Source organism: Streptoalloteichus tenebrarius, from assembly GCF_024171885.1.
Lineage (GTDB): Bacteria > Actinomycetota > Actinomycetes > Mycobacteriales > Pseudonocardiaceae > Streptoalloteichus > Streptoalloteichus tenebrarius.
Genome location: NZ_JAMTCP010000049.1, coordinates 19,974 through 39,855, shown reverse-complemented (window position 1 = coordinate 39,855; position 19,882 = coordinate 19,974). Strand labels below are relative to the sequence as shown.

Here is a 19,882-nt window from a genome sequence, read left to right as displayed (position 1 = left end):
GTCCCGGCGCGCGCGGGCGCCGGGGCGGGCGGCCCGCCGTGTCGACCGGGAGCCGGACGGCTCAGGAGGCCGGGTCGCCGGGACCGTGGTGCGTCGGGTCGAGGACCCTGGCGAGGAAGGTGCGGGTGCGCTCGTGCCGCGGCGCGCCGATCACCTGGTCGGCGGGCCCCTGCTCGACGATCACGCCGCCGTCCATGAACAACACCCGGTCGGCGACCTCGCGCGCGAACTGCATCTCGTGCGTGACCACCATCATCGTCATGCCGTCGTCCGCGAGCTGGCGCATCACGCCGAGGACGTCGCCGACCAGCTCCGGGTCCAGCGCCGAGGTGGGCTCGTCGAAGAGCATCAGCTCCGGCGCCATGGACAGCGACCGGGCGATGGCCACCCGCTGCTGCTGGCCGCCGGAGAGCTGCCCGGGCATCGCGTCGACCTTCTCCGCGAGTCCGACCCTGGCCAGGTTCTCCCGCGCGACGCGCTCGGCCTCGGCCCGCCCGCGCCGGAGCACCTTGCGCTGCGCGATGGTCAGGTTGTCCAGCACCGACAGGTGGCTGAACAGGTTGAACTGCTGGAACACCATGCCGATCCGGCGTCGCGCCGCGTCGATGTCCACGTCGGGGTCGGTCAGCTCGACCCCGCCCACCACGACCCTGCCGCTGGTGGGCTCCTCCAGCAGGTTCACGCACCGCAGGAGGGTGGACTTGCCGGAGCCGGACGGGCCGATCACGCAGACGACCTCGCCCCTGCTGACCGTCAGGTCGATGCCCCGCAGGACCTGGAGCGGGCCGAAGGACTTGCGCAGGTCGCTGATCTCCACCAGCACGCTCATGCCTTCACCTCCAGGCCGGCGGACTCCGGCGAGCTGATCCGCTTCCCCCCGGTGCGGCGCTCCAGGTACCGGGAGAGCTGCGAGAGCGGGATCGTGATGATCAGGTAGCAGAGGCCGGCCACGAGGATCGGCGTCAGGTTCGGGCTGACGTTGAGCGCCTCCCGGCCGATCTTGGTCAACTCGTACTCGTCCCGCGCGACGCCGAGCAGGTAGACGAGCGAGGAGTCCTTGGTGAGCAGGATCAGCTCGTTGGTCAGCGGCGGCAGGATGATCCGGAACGCCTGCGGGATGACGATCGTGAACAACGCCATGCCGGCGGGCATGCCCAGTGACCGCGCGGCCTCCACCTGCCCCTTGGGCACGGCCTGGATGCCGGCGCGGATCGTCTCGGCCATGTAGGCCGCGCCGACCAGCCCCAGCGACAGCGCCACCGTGGAGTAGGTGTCGAAGCGGAGCTGGAACGCCAGCGGCACGCCGAAGCCGAACGCGATGAAGACCAGCAGCGCGGGGACGCCGCGGAAGAACTCGATGTAGGCGGTGGCGAGCCAGCGGTACGGACCCACCGACGACATGCGCATCAGCGCGAGCACCAGACCCAGGGCCAGACCCACCGCGAAGCCGAGGGCGGCGTAGATGACCGTGTTCTTCAGGCCGGTGAGGATGACGCCGGGGAACAGCCTGGCGGCGGCGTCGGCGTCGAGGAAGCCGCGGCGGACCTGCTGCCAGTCGATCAGCAGGGCGAGCGCCACGACCACGGCGACCAGCACCACGTACTGGACGACGCGCAGCACCTGGGTGCGTCTGCGCTTGGAAAGTGCCATCAGGGCGACTCCTGGGGAGGGGGTTCGGACACGGCGGGGGCCGGCGTCACCGGCCGGCCCCGTCGTCGGCCGACTACTTCTTCGAGGGCCTCTTGCCGAACCACTTCTCGTAGATCCGGTCGTACTCGCCGCTCTCCCTCGCCTTGCGCAGCACTTCGTTGACCTTCTCGCGGAGCGCGTCGTTGCCCTTCTTCACGACGACGCCGTACTGGTCGCCGGTCTCGAACTCGGCGGTGACCTCGACCTTGTCCGGGTTGGCCTTGACGTAGTCGTAGAGCACGCCGTTGTCGTTGATGCCGGCGTCGACCTGCCCGGTCTGCACGGCCGTCTCCATCAGCGCGAGGTCCTCGAACTGGACGACCTGGAAGCCCTTGGCGTCCTTGTTCCTGTTCGCGTACTCCTCGCCGGTGGTGGCGAGCTGCACGCCGACCTTCCTGCCCCGCAGGTCGTCGAGGCTTCTGATCCCGGAGCCCTTCCTGACGAGCAACGCCTGTTGGGCGTCGAAGTAGGGGTCGGAGAAGTCGACGACCTTCTTCCGTGTCTCGTTGATCGTGATGGCGGCGGCGCCCACGTCGCACTTGCCGGTGTTGAGGTCGGTACCGGTCTGGATGCCCTCGAACGGGGTGTCCACGATCTCCTGCCGGACGCCCAGCTCCTTGGCCACCAGGTCCATCAGGTCGACGTCGAAGCCGACGGTGCTGCCGCCCTCGTCGTACTGGAAGGGCTTGTACGGCAGGTGGGTGCAGGCGGTCAGCACACCCTCCTTGACCAACGCCACCCCTCCGCTGCTGGTGCCGGGCTTGACACTCTCGGCGCATCCGGCGACGCCCACCGCCACCGCGAGCGCGGGGAGCAGGGCGAGCACCTGGTGCCTGGTTCGACGAGCCACGGTGTCACTCCTCGTAGCTGGGTCCGGTCGAGTGCTGGGGATACTGCCATCCGGGTCACGTGATGCACAGCACGTCCGAGTCACGACCGGGGCGATCCGCATGGTTTTTGCGTGGATACCCCGCTTCGGCCGCAAGATGTTGATGCGGATGGGCTACTTCACAACCTCCCGTTCACGGTTCGCACCCATGTGGACACGGCGTGTGCTCGGAGTGGACTGTGCGATGTGGACTTTCGGTGTCATCTTCGCCACTCGGGGCGGGAATCTCCGCGTCAGCGAAAGAGATGACGACGGTCCTGTCAGGACGCTGTCGCCACCGTGCGTTCCGTTTCTGGCACGAACGCGCTTTTACCCACGCGCATCGGCGCCCCCTGTCAAGACGGATTCGGGGAACCTGGCGCCCCACCACGCGCCTCCCCGTTTTCCGGGAATGCTGGGGCGGCGCGAATCGCGGGCGCGCACGCCATTCGCCGGCGGCACCCGATGCGGGGGGCGTCCTCTCCGGAGACGTTCTCTCCCGGGCGTGAGTGGCTTGCCGCGTCTCCACGGTCAAGTGGTCGGCCTACCGACTACCGCCCCCGGCGGCCGTTACGAGCCCAGGTAGCGCAGGACCGCGAGGACACGCCGGCTGTAGCCGGCGGTGTGGGACAGGCCGAGCTTGTCGAAGATCGCGTTGATGTGCTTCTCCACCGCGCTCTGGGAAACGTGGAGCCGCTCGGCGATGGCGGCGTTGGTGTAGCCCTGCGCCATGTGCTCCAGCACCTCCCGCTCCCTGGCGGTGAGCGTGCCCAGCGGGTCGACGTGGGTCGTGCGCGCCAACAGCCGCCGCACCACCTCCGGGTCGAACGCCGCCCCGCCGGTCGCGACGCGGTCCAACGCGGCCAGGAAGTCGTCCACCTGGGCCACCCGGTCCTTGAGCAGGTAGCCGACGCCGTCGGTGTGCGTCGTCATCAGCTCGGTGGCGTACCGCCGCTCCACGTACTGCGACAACACCAGGACGCCCGTGCCCGGCCACCGGTCCCGGATCTCCAACGCCGCGCGCAGACCCTCGTCGGTGTGGGTCGGGGGCATGCGCACGTCCACCACCACGACGTCCGGCCGGTGGGCGGCGACCTCCCCGAGCAGGCTCCCGGCGTCGCCGACCGCCGCGACCACGTCGTGCCCCTCGTCGGTGAGCAGGCGGACCAGGCCCTCCCGCAGGAGGGTCGAGTCCTCGGCCAGGATCAGGCGCATGGCAGCTCCGCGGTGATGGTGGTGGGTCCGCCCGGTGGGCTGTCGACGTGGAACACGCCGTCCAGCGCCGCCACCCTGCGGGCGAGCCCGGACAGGCCCCCGCCGGACGGGTCCGCCCCGCCCCGGCCGTCGTCGCTGATCCGCACGACGACCATGCTCCCCCGCCGGGCCACGCGCACTGAGATCGACCGGGCCCCGGAGTGCTTGGCCGCGTTCGTCACCGCCTCGCAGACCACGAAGTACGCGGCGGTCTCGACCACGGACGGAGGCCGCTCCGGCAGGGCGTAGTCCATCCGCACCGGCACGCCGCCGCGGTCGGCCACCTGCGCCAACGCCTCCTCCAGCCCCAGGCTGTCCAGCGCCGTGGGGTAGACGCGCCACGCCACCTCGCGCAGTTCGTCGAGCAGGTGCTGGGACTGCTCGTGGGCCTGCCGCACCAGCGCCTCGGCCTTGTCCGACCGGCCGGCGCGGCGGGCGCGGCCGAGCAGCATCCCCAGCGCCACGAGGCGCTGCTGCACGCCGTCGTGCAGGTCGCGTTCGATGCGGCGTCGCTCGGCGTCCACCGCGGCCACGATCCCCGCCCGGCTCGTGGACAGCTCCGCGATGCGCAGGGCCATGAGCCGCAGGTCGTCCGGTCCGAGCAGGCGACGGGCGAGCCGCTCCTCCACCGTGGCGACCCCGACCAGCCCCTGCACGTTGAGGTAGAGCAGCAACACGCCGGGCAGGAGCAGCCAGAGGACGGTCTCGTGGGTGACGCGCCCGCCGTCGAGCGTCCCGTCCGTCAGCCAGGCCCACAGGGTCGCGACGGCGAGGCCCAGCCCCAGGGCGAGCAGGAGCAGCACACCCAGCCCGAGCAGTCCGACCATGACCCGGGCCGCGAGGTAGCGCGGGAGTCGACGGTCGTCGCCGTCCTTCTCGGTCTCGACGAAGAGGAACACCGCCAGACGCCACCGCTCGAACTCGGTGAGCCGGCGGGCTCCTGCGCGGAACCAGCGGCGCAGCGTGGGCCGCGCCCAGGGCAGCGCGGCCGCCACCACCGAGCCGATCCCGGCGAGGAGCAGGAACACCAGCTCGACCAGGGCACTTCCCGCGCCGAGGAGCAGGCAGGCGACCAGGCGGGGCAGGGGTGGCGCTGCCCGCACGAAGTGGCGGCGTCGTTTCCGGTGTCCCATGGCTGTGCCTACCGCCGCCTACCGCCCGACCGGTTCCCGACGCCGCTCCTCGCGCTCGTCGCCGCGCTGGCGGTCGCGTCGGTCCCGGCGCGCCGCGACGAGTCGCGACACCACGAAGTAGCCGAGCGCCAACGCGACCACGCCCAGCACGACCTTGGAGTACACGCCGACGTACTCCTCGACGACGGACCAGTTCTCCCCGAGCGCGTAGCCGGCGAGGACGAACAGGGTGTTCCAGATCAGGCTGCCGAGCGCGGTGAACGCGAGGAAGAGCCCGACGGACATGCGTTCCACCCCGGCCGGCACCGAGATGAGGCTCCGGAAGATCGGGATCATCCGGCCCAGGAACACCGCCTTGACGCCGTGCCGGGCGAACCACGCCTCGGTCCGGTCGAGGTCGGACACCTTGACCAGGGGCAGTCGGGCGGCGACCGCGCGGATGCGCTCCCTGCCGAGCGCCGCGCCGACGGCGTAGAGGGCGAGCGCGCCGACGACCGAGCCGACGGTGGTCCACAGGATCGCGGCGAGCAGGCTCATGCCGCCCCGGCTCGCGGTGAACCCGGCGAGCGGCAGGATCACCTCGCTGGGGATGGGCGGGAAGAGGTTCTCCAGCGCGACGGCCAGCCCGGCCCCGGGCGCGCCCAACGCCTCCATCAGGTCGGTGACCCAGCCGACGATCCCGTCCGGCTGGTCGGCGGGACCGGGTGGGCCGGGTGGACTGGGTGGGCCGGGGTGAGCGAGCAGGGCCGGGTTCATGGGCGACTCCGTTCGGTGCGGCGGATCATGCCGAGAACGGTAGGAATTCCCTGCCCTGTTCCGGGACGCGGAGAACCGCATTTCCGGGTGCGGCGCTCCGCAAGGCGTTCTTGAGGAAAACCTCAGGTGAGCGTGCCCGGCCCGGTCAGGGGTCCGTCCTCCGACCACGCGGTGGAGGACGGACCCCGCGACGCGTCAGGCCCGCGCGTGGGCGTCCAGGATCACCGCGACGCCGGCGGTGACCTTCGCGGCGTACTCCAGGTGCAGCGACTCGTCGGGGACGTGGGCGTTGGAGCCCGGTCCGAGCGCGCCGGTCACCACGAACTGCGCGTCCGGGTACGCCTCGTGCAGCAGGCCCATGAACGGGATCGACCCGCCCTCGCCGAGGGTCCGCCACGGCTGGCCGAACACGTCCTCGCTGATCCCGTCCAGGGCGCCACGCAGCCACGGCGCCACCGCGGGCGCGTTCCAGCCGCTCCCGGCCTCCAGCCTGCCCAGCTCGATCCGCGCGCCGTAGGGCACGTCGGTGGTGAGCGTGCGGCACACCGCCTCCAGCGCAGCCTGGGCGTCGGCCGTCGGCGGGAGGCGGAAGCTCAGGCAGAGCGTGGTCCACGGCCGCAGCACGTTGCCCGCGTCGGCGGGCGCGGGCAGCCCGTCGGCGCCGATGACCGACAGGGTGGGCCGCCAGGTGCGGTTCAGCGCGAGTTCGAGGTCGTCGTCGGCGACCGGGCGCACGCCCTGGGCCAGCGGGAACATCCTCGGCAGCACGCCACGGGTGACGTCGACGGTGGCCCGCAGCTCGGCCATGCGGTCCTCGGGCACCTCGACGGTCATCTCGGGGAGCTTGATCTCCCCGGTCACCGGGTCCTCGACGCGGTCGAGCAGGGCCCGCAGCACGCGGAACGAGCTGGGCACGACGCCGCTGGCCGCGCCGGAGTGCTGACCGACGTCGAGCACGTGCGCCGTGACCTCGACCTGCACCAGGCCGCGCAGCGAGGTGGTGAGCCACATCCGCTCGTAGTCGCCGGCGCCCGAGTCGAGGCACACGACGAGCGACACGCGGCCCAGCCGGTCGGCCAGGTGCTCCAGGTAGGCGGGCAGGTCCGGGCTGCCGGACTCCTCACCGGTCTCCAGGAGCAGCACGCACCGGGCGTGCGCGCCGCCGTTGGCGCGGAGCGCCTCGATGGCGGCGATGGCCGCGTACCCGGCGTAGCCGTCGTCCACCGAGCCCCGGCCGTACAGTCGGCCGTCCCTGATCACGGGCTTCCAGGGGTCCAGCCCCTCGGACCAGCCCCCGACCGGGGGCTGCTTGTCGAGGTGCCCGTAGAGCAGGACGGTCCCGGCGTCCTCCTTGGCCGCGTCGGTCGCGGGCACGTCGACCAGCAACAGCGGGGTGCGGCCGTCGAGCTGGATCACCTCGATGGTCACGTTCGGCAGGGTGCGGCCGGCGATCCACCGCCGCACGTGCTCGACCGCGGCGTCGAGATGGCCGCTGGCCGCCCACTCCGGGTCGAAGGCCGGCGACACCGCGGGCACGGCGACCAGGTCGGACAGGCTGGGCAGGACGGCGTCGTCCCAGAGCCCCTGAACAGTTCGGGTCAGCGCTGCACGGTCCACGCCCCGATCCTCCCATCTGGTGAAACGTTCTCATGAACCCGGCCGCGCCCGTTCCCTTCCACCCGGCGGCGCGCACCCGTCCGCGTGACGCGGCGGTCCGGGACGGCGACGGGACGGTGGTCGGTTTGGGACGGCGGACCGGTTGTCTGTCAACCCTTTCACCCATCTGCGGGACGGAGTTATCCACAGGCAACCGGTTTGTCCACAGATCGCTGTTGTCGCGTGGTTGGGGCGATCCGCGCGGGATAGGCTGGAGCGGGGCTCGCCCCCCGGGTGGGTGGGGGGCTGTCCTGGGGAGATGTGTCAGGGCGGGCGTCGGGCGGGCCTCGGGGCCGTGGCGCCGGCGCACCAGGTCGACCTGTTTCGCGGGAACGCTGGTCCACGGACAGGAAGACGGGTGCTGCGGGCGGGCACGTGGGTTCACCGGGCTGATGTGGCTGGCCTCGGTCGCCGCGCACATGGCGCTGTGAAGTCGCTGAAGTCGCTGCGCACGCGGCACTGGGAAGTTGGATCGACCACACCGCACACGTGGGCCTGTTGGGCACGCCCACGAACTACCTGTGCGTGGCGCTGTCCCTGGCCGCGCGGAGCGCGGGTCCGCGGCGTCGGGACTCCCGCCAGTTCCCGTCAGCGAGGTTCCCGACCGCGCCCCGCGAGCAACGGCTGAGCGCACGCGGGCGAGTCACCGCGGTCGAAGAGCCGCGACATCGAAGAAGAGAAAGAAGAAAAGAAGAGAAAAGACTGTCCACAGAGGACAGAGAGGGTTGCGTCGCGGACGGCTCCGCGACGCCCGCCCCGTGCGAGCGTCGCGGAGCCGTGGGCCCTACTTCCTGATGGCGTCGAGCAGCATGGGAAGCGACTTGTGGAGTTCGCGCTCCCAGTAGGGCCAGTCGTGCGTGCCCGGCTCGCCGAGGGTGGCGCTCACCCTGCCCCCGAGGGAACGGAGCCGGTCGACGACGTCGACGGCCTCGGCGTGCAGCAACGCCTCCGCCTTGTCCGGCTGCTTGCCCGGCGCGTCCAGCGGGCCGGGCTCGCCGGTGCCCGCCGAGATGTGGACCGGGATGTTCCTGAGGAAGATCGCCAGGTCGTAGGGGTTGTGCACCGCCCAGATGCGCCGTTGCTTCTCCGGGTCGCCCCAGAGCGCGTTCGGGTCGTCGCCGGCCGCCTTGAGCAGCGCCTGGACGAACGCCGCGCCGGTCGGGAAGGCGTACTGCGGCCCGCCGGGGTGCAGGTTGTGGATCAGCCCGCTGTAGGAGGCCGCCGCGCGGAACATCCCCGGGTGCCGCGCCGCGTAGCTCAGCGCGCCGAAGCCGCCCATGGACAGGCCGGCGACCGCGCGGCGCGGCCCGGCCCCGTAGTCGCGTTCGAGCAGGCCCCGCAGCTCCCCGAGGTGGAAGGTCTCCCACGCGGGCGCGCCGCCCCTGCCGCCGTTCCACCAGTCGCTGTAGAAGCCGGCCAGGCCGGCGTCCGGCATCACGACCAGGACGTCCCGCAGCTCGGGTCGGTCCTCGACGTCGGTGAACGCGGTCCATCCCGTGTGCGATTCGAGGCTGCAACACCCGGCGAGCAGCCACAGTGTCGGCCAGTGCCGCCCCTGCCTCCGTTCCCACCCGTCGGGGAGCAACAGGCGGGCGGTGGCGTTCTGGCGCAGGGCTGGCGACCACACCGTCACGTCGAGAATCCGGTCGCTGACCCGTTTCTCCGCGACGACGTGCGCCCGGTCGGTCGCGGAGAGTGCGGGCGCCTCCGTCGCCGTCGCTGGTGGCGCTGCGAGGGCCGGTGCGGCGGTCAGGGCCGCCGTCACCGCGATGAGCAGCGCTAACAGCGCCGGAAGGGGGCGGCGTGTCGAGCGCATGAAGCCTCCTGGTGTGCTGTGCGAACGAAGGCAAGGGTTCACCCTGCCTTGACCGGTTAACTCGATCAGGTGGTCTCGGCCACATGTGGCAGGGCTCACGGGCGCAGGAGGTTCCGTGTCAGGATGGCTGGTGAGCGATCCGTCAGCGTCGACGGTCCGCCGTCCGTGTCCGACCGACGCGCGACGGCTCCCGCCGGCGACGCAGTCGCGCCGGTCGCCACAAGCGGCCGGGGCGGCCGAGAGGACGAGGAGAGACGCATGTCGTCGCCGGAGCAATGGACGCGTCCGGTGGGCCAGCCAGGGGCTGGGCCGCGGTCGACGGACATCACAGCGGCCACCGCTGGCACACCGACGAGGGACCAAGTGATCGCCGGGCTGAGGGCCACCAGCGAGGGTGGCGCCGACCTGGTGCAACTGCTCACGCCCGAGGGCGAGCGGGTGCACCACCCCGAGTTCGACATCGAGGTGACCCCGGACGAGCTGCGCGGGCTGTACCGCGACATGGTCCTGGTCCGTCGCGCCGACCGTGAGGGCAACGCGCTCCAGCGGCAGGGCCAGCTCGGCATCTGGGTGCCGCTGCTGGGCCAGGAGGCCGCGCAGATCGGGGCCGGGCGGGCGATGCGCCCCGCCGACATGGCCTTCCCCAGCTACCGGGAGCACGGCGTCGCCTGGTGCCGCGGCATCGACCCGACCCAGCTCCTCGGGATCTTCCGCGGCACCGACCACGGGAGCTGGGACCCGCTGGACACGCGGTTCCACCTGTACACGATCGTCATCGGCAACCAGTGCCTGAACGCGACCGGCTACGCCATGGGCCAGCGGTTCGAGGGCAAGGTGGGCGACGACGACGGCGAGGCCACCATCTGCTTCTTCGGCGACGGCGCCACCAGCCAGGGCGACGTCCACGAGGCCATGGTGTGGGCGTCGGTGTACGACGCGCCGGTCGTCTTCTACTGCCAGAACAACCAGTGGGCGATCTCCGAGCCGCTGGAGCGGCAGACCAGGGTGCCGCTGTACCGGCGTGCCGCCGGGTACGGCTTCCCCGGCATCCGGGTGGACGGCAACGACGTCCTGGCGTGCCTCGCGGTCTCCCGGTGGGCGCTCGACGAGTGCCGGCACGGCAACGGTCCGGTGTTGATCGAGGCGTTCACCTACCGGATGGACGCGCACACCACCTCCGACGACCCCACCCGCTACCGCCTCTCCGACGAGCTGGAGGCGTGGAAGCTGAAGGACCCGATCGAGCGGGTCCGGGTGCACCTGGTCAAGCAGCAGTGGGCCGACCAGGACTTCTTCGACTCGGTGCAGGCGGAGGCCGACGAGCTGGCCGCCCGGCTGCGCGAGTTCTGCGTGTCCATGCCGACCCCCGGCCCCGAGCGGATCTTCTCCGAGGTCTACGCCGAGGAGAGCCCGCAGGTGCGGGCGCAGCGCGACGAGTTCCTCGACTACGTGTCCGGTTTCGCGGACGCCCACGCCGGAGGTGAGCACTGATGGCCGCGCCGACCGTGAACCAGCGGACCACCACCGCTCCGGAAGAGGGCAGGACCCCGGTGCAGACCGTGACGATGGTCAAGGCCCTGAACATGGGGCTGCGGGCCGCGTTGGAGAAGGACCCGAAGGTCGTCGTGATGGGGGAGGACGTCGGCAAGCTCGGCGGCGTCTTCCGGGTCACCGACGGGTTGCAGAAGGACTTCGGCGAGCAGCGGGTGCTGGACACCCCGCTGGCGGAGTCCGGGATCATCGGCACCGCGGTCGGCCTGGCCATCCGGGGCTTCCGCCCGGTGTGCGAGATCCAGTTCGACGGCTTCGTCTTCCCCGGGTTCGACCAGATCGTCAGCCAGCTCGCCAAGCTGCGCTTCCGCAGCCAGGGCAGGGTCAGGGTGCCGGTCGTGGTGCGCATCCCGTTCGGCGGCGGCATCGGCGCGGTCGAGCACCACTCGGAGTCGCCGGAGTCCTACTTCGCGCACACCGCCGGCCTGCGGGTCGTCGCCTGCTCCAACCCGGTGGACGCGTACTGGATGATCCAGCAGGCCGTCGAGTGCGACGACCCGGTGATCTTCTTCGAGCCGAAGCGGCGGTACTACGAGAAGGCGCAGCTCGACACGACGGCCACGCCCGACCCGTTGTTCGCCTCCCGCGTGCTGCGGCAGGGCGGGTCGGTGACGGTGGCCTGCTACGGCCCCATGGTGAAGACCTGTCTGGACGCGGCGACCGCGGCCGCCGAGGACGGGGTCGAGCTGGAGGTCATCGACCTGCGGACGTTGTCCCCGCTCGACCTCGGCCCGGTGTTCGACTCGGTGCGGCGGACCGGCCGGCTCGTGCTGGCCAGCGAGGCCCCGAGCGAGGCCTCGGTGACGGCGGAGGTCGCGGCGCGGGTGCAGCAGGAGTGCTTCTACTCGCTGGAGGCCCCGGTGCTGCGGGTGACCGGCTTCGACACGCCGTACCCGCCCAGCAAGCTGGAGGAGGAGTTCCTCCCCGACCTGGACCGGGTGCTGCACGCCGTCGACCGTTCGCTGGCCTTCTGAGGGAGCCGGGATGCCGCAGTTCAAGCAGTTCCCCCTGCCCGACGTCGGCGAGGGGCTGACCGAGGCCGAGATCCTCACCTGGCACGTGCGGCCGGGCGACGAGGTCACGGTCAACCAGATCATCGTCGAGATCGAGACCGCCAAGGCCGCCGTGGAGCTGCCCTCGCCGTGGGCGGGGGTGGTGACCGAGCTGCTGGCCGAGGTGGGCCAGACGGTCGACGTGGGTTCGCCGATCATCACCATCGACGTGGACCCCGGCGGGCCGGCGGCGCAGGAGGACGCCGGCTCGTGCGCGTCCGGTCAGGTGGCGGCGAACGTGGCGCAGGCGGCCAACGGCGCGTCGGCCGGCAAGATCGGCGAGGAGATGCCGGGCGGCCGGATCGCCACGCTGGTCGGCTACGGCCCCAGGGCCACCACCGCGAAGCGCCGGCCCCGCAAGGGCGGCGCCACGGCGTCCGCCCCGGTGGCGGCGCCCGCGGCCCCGTCGGCGCCCGCCGTGCCGGTTCCGCCCGCTCCGTCCGCTCAGCCGGCCGCGACGCCCGAGCCGCGCCCGGCGAACGGGAGGGTGTCCGAACCGGTGGCCCCGGTCGCGGCTCCGGCCGCGCCCGCGTCCCCGTCCGAGCTGGTGCCGCTGGCCAAGCCGCCGGTGCGCAAGCTCGCCAAGGACCTGGGCGTCGACCTGCGCACCGTGCGGGGGACCGGCACCGACGGCGTGATCACGCGTGAGGACGTGGAGAACGCCGCCAGGGGCGGTGTGGCCGCCGGTGCCGTGTCCACTGTGGAGGCCGCCCCGGCGTACGACCCGGCGACGCGGGAACGCCGGGTGCCGATCCGGGGCGTGCGCAGGGCGACGGCGCAGGCGATGGTGGACAGCGCGTTCACCGCGCCGCACGTCACCGAGTTCCTCACGGTGGACGTCACGCCGATGATGGAGCTGCGGGCGCGGTTGAAGAACCACCCGGAGTTCCGGGACGTGAAGCTGACCCCGCTGACGTTCGCGGCGAAGGCGGTGTGCCTGGCGGCGCGCCGCACGCCGGACGTGAACGCGACCTGGGACGCGCAGGCCGGCGAGATCGTCTACAAGGAGTACGTGCACCTGGGCATCGCCGCCGCGACGCCCCGCGGCCTGGTGGTGCCGAAGGTGCGCGACGCCGACCGGATGTCGCTGCGGGAACTCGCGGTGGCGCTGGAGGAGCTGACGGTGACGGCGCGGGACGGGAAGACCTCGCCGGCCGACATGCTCAACGGGACGATCACCATCACCAACGTCGGGGTGTTCGGGGTGGACACGGGAACCCCGATCATCAACCCCGGCGAGTCCGCGATCCTCGCGCTCGGCGCGATCCGCGACATGCCGTGGGTGGTCGACGGGCAGGTGGTGCCGCGCAAGGTCTGCCAGCTCGCGCTGAGCTTCGACCACCGGGTGGTCGACGGGCAGCAGGGTTCGCGGTTCCTGGCCGACGTCGGGGCGATCCTGGCCGACCCGGCGGTCGCGATCACCTACTGATCCGCGACGGCGGAAGCGTACGGGGCGGTCGGTGCGACATCGCACCGACCGCCCCGTCGTCTCCACGGGAAAGTCACGGGAAGCCCGCTGTTCCGTCCCGGCGCCCGCATGCGACCCCGTCTCCCGACAAGCTGTCGCGGGCGCGGCAAGTCCTCCCCGTCCACGAGGCCAACCAGGGCATACAGCGGATCGGCGGCGGCGATGTCGTTCCCCCGTGACATCGCCGCCGCCGTCCGCTTCCCCCTCTTTCCCCTCTTCCCCCTCTTCCCCCTCAGACCACCGCCGGCGTGCGTCGCGCCGCACCCGGCGGAGCGCCCGTCAACGTTGACCGCCGCCGATCAGTGCCGGCTTCTTGCGGTCACTGCCGGTCAGCGCCGTCAGCGGCCCCAGCGCCCGTCCGTCCCTGCCGGTCAGTCCCTGCCGGTCAGTCCTTGGGCTCGACGTCCTCGTCGGCGTCGTCCTCGGCGAGGTCGTCCTCGGCGAGGATGCGGTACATCGCCTTGCGGGTCTCGTTGAGGACCTTGCGGGCCTCCTCGACCTGCGCCGGGTTCCCGGCCTGCATCACCTGCATCACCGCGAACGCGGTCTGCTGGGCCAGGCGCCGGAAGTCGCGGCTGGCGTCGTCGATGTCCTCGGTGACCGCGGCCCACGGCGCGCGCAGCTCGTCCGCCCGCTCCTCGACGTGGGCCCGGCCGGCCTCGGTCAGCTCGAAGGCGCGGCGGCCCTCCAGCTCGACGGCGCGGATGAGCCCCTCGTCCTCCAGTTGCTGGAGCGCCGGGTAGATCGACCCGGAGCTGGGCCGCCACACGCCCTCGCTGCGCTGCTTGATCTCCTGCATGATCTGGTAGCCGTTCATGGGCTGCTCGGCCAGCAGCGCCAGCGCCGCGGCGCGGACGTCACCCCGGCGCACCCTCGGCCGCCGGCCCCAGGGGCCGCCCGGCCCGCCGGGTCCACCGGGCCCGCCGAACGGGAAGCCGCCGAAGGGCGGGAAACCGAAGCCGCCCCTGCCGTGGCCCCGACCGCGCCCACGGCCGTGGCCGTGGGCGCGCTCCCCGTCGTGGTCGTGCTCGTGCCGGCGGCCGCGCATCGCCATCCGCATCCACCGCGCGGCGTCCTCGAACGGAAATCCCCCCGGAAAAGGCATCGCCTGCGTGCTCATGAGAGTTCCCCCTCTCTACGTTGTGTCGCGACCTGTCATCGTCTGTTCGCGACACGTCAACGATATATCGAGACAGCACGCACACGCCAACTTCGTGTGACGACGGACACGAAAAAGGGGGCGTCCCGGCCGGGGCCAACGGCCGGAACGCCCCCGGAACCCCCTCGACCGAGGGGGAGCCTCAGGCGCGAGGGATGTCGAAGAGGCCGAGGAAGCCGGCCGCGAAGCCGAGGTCTCCCCTGACCCGGACCTTTCCGGTCATGAACAGCACGGGCGCGGACGCGACGCCCGTCGCCAGCCGGAGGAACTCGGCGGGCGCGAGGGTGATCGTGGCCCGGGCCTGACGGGTGTGCCCCTTCGTGATGGCGCAGCGCCCGTCCTCGATCACGACCTCGTACCGGTCGTACCCGTCCTCCCCGGGCGCGCCGGTGAGCCGGAAGTGGACGACGGCCCGCGTCGAGCCGGCGCGGTCGGCGCGGAAGTGGGTCTCCATGCGACGGAAGACCTCGTCGAGCACGCGCGCACGCAGCTCGGGGCGCGCGGTGACGGCCTCGACCTGGCGCTGGGACGCGCGGCCCACGAGGCGGGCGAAGGTCCGCGGGGCCATGCGGCCCAGATCCAGGCGCGCGCCACCGTCGGCGAGCCGGGCGACCTCGGTCAGCAGGTCGGCGAGCGCCTGGTCGCCGAGCTTCGCCGGGTCCACGACCCTGCCGAGGACGTCGACGTCGAGGCCGGCGACGGCCTCGTCCGCCGGGTCGAGCCCGCGGAGCAGCGCGATCATCTGGTCGGGGGTCAGCCGTGCGAGGGTGTCCTCGGTGAGGTCCTGGATCTCCGACATCGGCGCCTCCTGTGGCTACTCGCGAGTAAGACTACTTTCGAGTAGATAAGGCCGCAAGGACGCCGGATAACCTGGGTGTTCGGCTCGACGAGGGGGTGTGATGCGTTCAGAGCAGGGGGACCGGCCGGCCCGCGCCAAGCGGCTGCCCCGCGCCGTGCGGGAGCGGCAGATCCTGGACGCCGCGACCGCGGTGTTCTCCCAGCGCGGCTACCACGCGGCGTCCATGGACGAGGTCGCCGACGTGGCCGGGATCTCCAAGCCGATGGTGTACGCGTACCTGGGCTCCAAGGAGGAGCTCTTCGCGGTGTGCATCAAGCGGGAGGCCGGGCGGCTGGTCGACGCCGTCGGCGCGGTCGTCGACCCCGAGCTGGCCCCCGAGGAGCAGCTCTGGCGCGGCGTGCTCGCCTTCTTCACCTTCGTCGGCGAGTACCGCGACAGTTGGAACGTCCTGCACCGCCAGGCCGGCTCCGAGGGCCAACCGTTCGCGGTGGAGATCGCGGAGGGCCGCCGCCGGGCGATCACGCTGATCGGCGCGCTGCTCGCCCAGGCCGCCGTCGCCGAGGGCGTGCCGGAGTGGTTCCTCGGCGAGACCGAGGCCATGGCCGCGGCGCTCGTGGGCGCCGGCGAGTCGCTGGCCGACTGGTGGCTGGACCACCCCGACGAGTCGCCCAGGGCGATGGCCGCCCGCCTGATGAACCTGGCGTGGATGGGCTTCGGCAACCTCGTCAACGGCCGCACCTGGCAGCCGCCCACGACCCCGAAGGCGGACGCCGCGCCAGCCTGAGTCGCGGCGCGCCGCCGGCCGAGGTCGCGGGCGCGGGGCTCCTCTGGCCACTCCCGGCCGGGGCGACCCCAGTCTCGGCACAGCGCCTGTACCCGATCACACGGTCGGCGCCTGTCCCAGATCTCACGGTCGGCGGTTCTTCCCGATCACACGGTCGGCGCCTGTTCCCGATCACACGATCGGTGGTTCTTCCCGTCGTGTCACCCGTTCTGGCGCACGCTGGCCCGCGGTTCTGTCAGACCCGGATGCGACGTTGGGAGTGGGGCCTTCCGCTCCCCCCTAGGGCTCTGATGAGGGCACGAGAGAACGCGCGCGCGGGGGCCGCTCCGGCCTCCGCGCGGGCGCGTGTCAGACGCGGGTGATGTTGCCCGTGAGGTGGGGTTTCCCCCTGTTCGCGCCGTGGAGCCCGAAGGTCCAGCCGCTGGCGTCCTCGTGGGCGGAGAAGGCCACCCGGGAGGGGAGCAGGACCGGGGCCCTGAAGTGGACGTCGACGACGAAGGCGTCGGGCAGGCGGCCCTCCAGGGCCGCGAGGCAGCGGGCCTTCGTCCACATCCCGTGCGCGATGGCGCGGGGGAAGCCGAACGCCCTGGCGGCGAGCCGGCTGAGGTGGATGGGGTTCCGGTCGCCGGAGACGGCCGCGTACCGGCGGCCGATGTCGGCGGGCACGCGCCACAGGGCGCTCGCCGGGGGCGTCTCGCGCCGCTCGCTCCTCCCGGCGCCGCTCCGCCCGCCGGATCGGCGCAGGTAGGTGCTGACGTCGCGCCACACCACCTCCGTCCCGACCAGCGCCTCGGCCACCACGTCGAACTGCTGCCCGCGTTCGTGGGGCCGCAGGTCGACCGCGCGCACCCGCAGGGTGTGCTCCTCGTCCACCCGGAGCGGACGGACCTGGGTGATCTGGTTCCGGACGTGCACGAGGCCGGGCAGCGGGAACGGGAACGACGGGTCCGCCATGAGCCGCACGGCCAACGGGAACGCCACCACGTGCGGGTAGGTCGCCGGAAGCTCGTCGCGAAGGCGGAAGCCACACACGCGCGCGTAGGCGGCGAGGTGCTCCACGTCGACCGGGACGGCCGGCAGCTCCAGCGCGGAGTCGGGCAGGTCCCGGCTCCGGCGGCGCAGCCGGGGCAGCACCGCCCTGCGGTAGAGCGCGCCGAGTTCGGGCGCGCGGGCCAGCGTGTGGGTCGCCATCACGCCCCCAGCAGGCTCTGGCCGCAGACCCGCACGACGTTGCCGTTCACCCCGGTGGACGCGGGGTTGGCGAACCACGCGACCGTCTCGGCGACGTCCACCGGCAGGCCGCCCTGGGACATGCTGTTCATGCGGCGGCCCGCCTCGCGCAGGAACAGCGGGATCGCCGCGGTCATCCGCGTCTCGATGAAGCCGGGCGCCACCGCGTTGATCGTCACGTCCCGCGCCGCGAGGACCGGGGCCAACGAGCGCACCATGCCGATCACCCCTGCCTTGGAGGTCGCGTAGTTGGCCTGCCCGACGTTGCCGGCGATGCCCGCGATCGAGGAGACCCCGATGACGCGCCCGCCGCGCCGGAGGACGTCGGCGCCGAGGAGCGCGTCGTTGAGGCGTTCCTGCGCCGTCAGGTTGACCGCGAGCACGCTGTCCCACTGCGCCTCGGTCATCTTGGCCAGCGTCCTGTCCCTGGTGATCCCGGCGTTGTGGACGACGATGTCGACTCCGTCGTGCCGGTCCCTCAGGTGTTCGGCGAGGCGTCCCGGCGCGTGGTCGGCGGTGATGTCGAGTTGGAGGGCCGACCCGCCGACCCGGTTCGCGACGGCGCTGAGGTCCTGGCCCTGGGCGGGGACGTCGAGGCAGACCACGTGCGCGCCGTCGCGGCCGAGGACCTCGGCGATCGCCGCGCCGATGCCACGGGACGCGCCGGTGACGAGGGCGGTCCGCCCGGCGAGGGGGCGGTCCCAGTCGACCTCGGGGACGGCGCCGACGGGGTCGATCCGCACGACCTGGCCGGACACGTAGGCGGAGCGGCCGGAGAGCAGGAACCGCAAGGTCGACTCGACGGCGTGTTCGGCGCCCACGGACACGGTGACGAGCTGGGCGGTGCTGCCCCGGCGCAGTTCCTTGCCCATCGAGCGGACGAAGCCCTCCACCGCGCGCTGCGCGGTGGCCTCCCGGCTGTCGTCGCACTGGTCGGGAGGAGTGCCGATCACGATCAGTCGTCCGCAGCTCGTCAGCCCTCGGACGACCGGGTGAAAGAAGTCGTAGAGCGCGCGGAGGCCGCGGCTGTCGACGATGCTGGTCGCGTCGAGGACGAGCGCGCCGTAGCGGGCGTCGGACTCGGGGGTGGAGCGGGTGTCGACCCGCGCGGACCTGAGCGCCGCGTGCACCGCGTCGGTCACCCGGCCCCCGCCGCCCACCAGCACCGGGGCGGGGACCAGCGGATCGCCGGGGCGGTGCCGCCGCAGCGGGACGGGGTTGGGCAGGCCCAGTCGCCGGACGAGCAGGCGGCCGGGGCCGGTGGACGCGAACCGCTGGTACCGATCTGCCATGTGACGCCTCCCTACTCGCAAGTAAGCCTACTCTGGAGTAGGTTCACGGCAACAGGGAGTCCCCAGGGAGGTCGGGATGGTCGCGAGCGTCCGCCGGGTGGCAGTCATCGGAGGCAACAGGATCCCCTTCGCCCGGTCCAACGGCCCCTACGCCACCGCGTCGAACCAGGACATGCTGACCGCCGCGCTGGACGGCCTGGTCGCCCGGTTCGGACTGGGGGGCGAGCGCCTCGGCGAGGTGGTCGCCGGCGCGGTCCTCAAGCACAGCCGCGACTTCAACCTGGCCAGGGAGTCCGTCCTCGGCAGCCGGCTGTCGCCGGACACCCCCGCCTACGACGTCCAGCAGGCGTGCGGCACCGGGCTCCAGGCGATCGTCGCCGTGGCCAACAAGATCGCGCTCGGGCAGATCGAGAGCGGCGTCGCCGGCGGGGTGGACACGACCAGCGACGCGCCCCTCGGGGTCAACGAGGACCTGCGCCAGCTCCTGCTGCGGATCAACCGCACGAAGGGGACGCTGGCCCGGCTCCGCCTGCTCACGAAGCTGCGCCCCCGCCACCTCGTCCCGGCCATCCCGCGCAACGCCGAACCCAGGACCGGGCTGTCCATGGGCGAGCACGCCGCGGTCACCGCCGAGCGCTGGGGGATCGGCCGGCAGGAGCAGGACGAGCTGGCCGTGGCCAGCCACCGGAACCTGGCCGCCGCCTACGAGCGCGGTTTCTTCGACGACCTGGTGACGCCCTACCTCGGCCTGACCAGGGACCAGAACCTGCGCCCCGACTCGACGGTGGAGAAGCTGTCGCGCCTGCGGCCGGTGTTCGGCGACGGGGAGAAGGCGACGATGACGGCGGGCAACTCCACGCCGCTCAGCGACGGGGCCTCGGTCGTGTTGTTGGCCAGTGAGGAGTGGGCCGCGGCCCGTCGGCTCCCCGTGCTGGCGTACCTGACGCACTGCGAGACCGCCGCCGTCGACTTCGTGCACGGCGACGAGGGGCTGCTCATGGCGCCGGCCTACGCGGTGCCGCGCATGCTGGCCAGGGCCGGGCTCGGGCTCGGCGATTTCGACCTGTACGAGATGCACGAGGCGTTCGCGTCGCAGGTCCTGGCCACGCTCCGCGCGTGGGAGGACCCGGCGTTCGGCAAGGAGCGACTCGGCCTGGACGGCCCGCTGGGCGTGGTCGACCGGACGCGCCTGAACGTCAACGGCTCGTCGCTCGCCGCGGGGCACCCCTTCGCCGCCACGGGCGGTCGCATCGTGGCCACGCTGGCGAAGGCGCTGCACGAGCGGGGCGGCGGGCGTGGGCTCATCTCCATCTGCGCCGCTGGCGGCCAGGGCGTCACGGCGATCCTGGAGAAGTGAGCGCCGAGCCGGTCGCCG

The 19,882-nt window shown here is 72.5% G+C and carries 17 protein-coding genes; 5 read left to right on the top strand and 12 right to left on the bottom strand.

Annotated features, from left to right (window positions below; translation table 11 throughout):
- Nucleotides 1-61: 61 nt before the first annotated feature.
- The 8 genes from LX15_RS27735 to LX15_RS27700 all read right to left on the bottom strand — a co-directional run bounded on the left by LX15_RS27735 (nt 62) and on the right by LX15_RS27700 (nt 9,172).
- Nucleotides 62-829 (bottom strand): amino acid ABC transporter ATP-binding protein, encoded by a 768-nt coding sequence (locus tag LX15_RS27735; protein ID WP_301305368.1) that lies wholly within the window; start codon nt 827-829, stop codon nt 62-64.
- A complete protein-coding gene (locus LX15_RS27730; RefSeq protein WP_253673069.1) occupies nt 826-1,650 on the bottom strand; it encodes an amino acid ABC transporter permease in 825 nt (274 codons plus the stop codon). Before LX15_RS27730 ends, LX15_RS27735 begins: the two co-directional genes overlap by 4 nt.
- A gap of 73 nt (nt 1,651-1,723) precedes the next feature.
- Nucleotides 1,724-2,539 carry a basic amino acid ABC transporter substrate-binding protein gene (locus LX15_RS27725; RefSeq protein WP_253673066.1) on the bottom strand — a complete coding sequence of 272 codons (816 nt, stop codon included), beginning with the start codon at nt 2,537-2,539 and terminating at the stop codon, nt 1,724-1,726.
- Between the two features lie 588 nt (nt 2,540-3,127).
- Nucleotides 3,128-3,772 carry a response regulator gene (locus LX15_RS27720; RefSeq protein WP_253673065.1) on the bottom strand — a complete coding sequence of 215 codons (645 nt, stop codon included), beginning with the start codon at nt 3,770-3,772 and terminating at the stop codon, nt 3,128-3,130.
- Nucleotides 3,763-4,944, bottom strand: a complete 1,182-nt coding sequence (locus LX15_RS27715; protein WP_253673063.1) for a sensor histidine kinase — start codon at nt 4,942-4,944, stop codon at nt 3,763-3,765. The genes LX15_RS27720 and LX15_RS27715 overlap by 10 nt, the downstream gene beginning before the upstream one ends.
- A gap of 18 nt (nt 4,945-4,962) precedes the next feature.
- A complete protein-coding gene (locus LX15_RS27710) occupies nt 4,963-5,700 on the bottom strand; it encodes a DedA family protein (protein ID WP_372502802.1) in 738 nt (245 codons plus the stop codon).
- A gap of 195 nt (nt 5,701-5,895) precedes the next feature.
- On the bottom strand, nt 5,896-7,317 hold the full coding sequence (locus tag LX15_RS27705) for a M20/M25/M40 family metallo-hydrolase (RefSeq protein WP_253673061.1): 1,422 nt from the start codon (nt 7,315-7,317) through the stop codon (nt 5,896-5,898).
- 823 nt (nt 7,318-8,140) lie between these two features.
- Nucleotides 8,141-9,172: an alpha/beta hydrolase gene (locus tag LX15_RS27700; RefSeq protein ID WP_253673059.1), complete on the bottom strand. Its 1,032-nt coding sequence runs from the start codon at nt 9,170-9,172 to the stop codon at nt 8,141-8,143.
- A 258-nt stretch (nt 9,173-9,430) separates the two neighbouring features.
- Between LX15_RS27700 and pdhA the strand changes: the two genes are divergently transcribed.
- The 3 genes from pdhA to LX15_RS27685 are packed head-to-tail and all read left to right on the top strand — an operon-like array spanning nt 9,431 to nt 13,204.
- Complete coding sequence (pdhA, locus tag LX15_RS27695; RefSeq protein ID WP_253673057.1) at nt 9,431-10,663, top strand: pyruvate dehydrogenase (acetyl-transferring) E1 component subunit alpha; 1,233 nt, start codon at nt 9,431-9,433, stop codon at nt 10,661-10,663.
- Nucleotides 10,663-11,697 (top strand): alpha-ketoacid dehydrogenase subunit beta, encoded by a 1,035-nt coding sequence (locus LX15_RS27690; RefSeq protein ID WP_253673055.1) that lies wholly within the window; start codon nt 10,663-10,665, stop codon nt 11,695-11,697. Before pdhA ends, LX15_RS27690 begins: the two co-directional genes overlap by 1 nt.
- A gap of 10 nt (nt 11,698-11,707) precedes the next feature.
- Nucleotides 11,708-13,204, top strand: a complete 1,497-nt coding sequence (locus LX15_RS27685) for a dihydrolipoamide acetyltransferase family protein (RefSeq protein ID WP_253673053.1) — start codon at nt 11,708-11,710, stop codon at nt 13,202-13,204.
- Nucleotides 13,205-13,628: 424 nt separating this feature from the next.
- Here the strand turns inward: LX15_RS27685 and LX15_RS27680 are convergent, their stop codons facing one another.
- Complete coding sequence (locus LX15_RS27680) at nt 13,629-14,363, bottom strand: PadR family transcriptional regulator (protein WP_253673051.1); 735 nt, start codon at nt 14,361-14,363, stop codon at nt 13,629-13,631.
- Between the two features lie 181 nt (nt 14,364-14,544).
- On the bottom strand, nt 14,545-15,201 hold the full coding sequence (locus tag LX15_RS27675) for an SCP2 sterol-binding domain-containing protein (protein ID WP_253673042.1): 657 nt from the start codon (nt 15,199-15,201) through the stop codon (nt 14,545-14,547).
- Between the two features lie 100 nt (nt 15,202-15,301).
- Between LX15_RS27675 and LX15_RS27670 the strand changes: the two genes are divergently transcribed.
- Complete coding sequence (locus LX15_RS27670) at nt 15,302-15,985, top strand: TetR/AcrR family transcriptional regulator (protein WP_253673040.1); 684 nt, start codon at nt 15,302-15,304, stop codon at nt 15,983-15,985.
- Nucleotides 15,986-16,333: 348 nt separating this feature from the next.
- Here the strand turns inward: LX15_RS27670 and LX15_RS27665 are convergent, their stop codons facing one another.
- Both LX15_RS27665 and LX15_RS27660 read right to left on the bottom strand, forming a co-directional pair.
- Entirely contained in the window at nt 16,334-17,176 is an 843-nt protein-coding gene (locus tag LX15_RS27665; RefSeq protein ID WP_253673031.1) for a MaoC family dehydratase, read from the bottom strand.
- Nucleotides 17,176-18,507 (bottom strand): 3-oxoacyl-ACP reductase, encoded by a 1,332-nt coding sequence (locus tag LX15_RS27660; RefSeq protein WP_253673029.1) that lies wholly within the window; start codon nt 18,505-18,507, stop codon nt 17,176-17,178. Before LX15_RS27660 ends, LX15_RS27665 begins: the two co-directional genes overlap by 1 nt.
- Nucleotides 18,508-18,583: 76 nt before the next feature.
- Between LX15_RS27660 and LX15_RS27655 the strand changes: the two genes are divergently transcribed.
- Nucleotides 18,584-19,864, top strand: coding sequence for an acetyl-CoA C-acetyltransferase (locus LX15_RS27655; RefSeq protein ID WP_253673027.1), 1,281 nt, complete (start codon nt 18,584-18,586; stop codon nt 19,862-19,864).
- Nucleotides 19,865-19,882 lie beyond the last annotated feature (18 nt).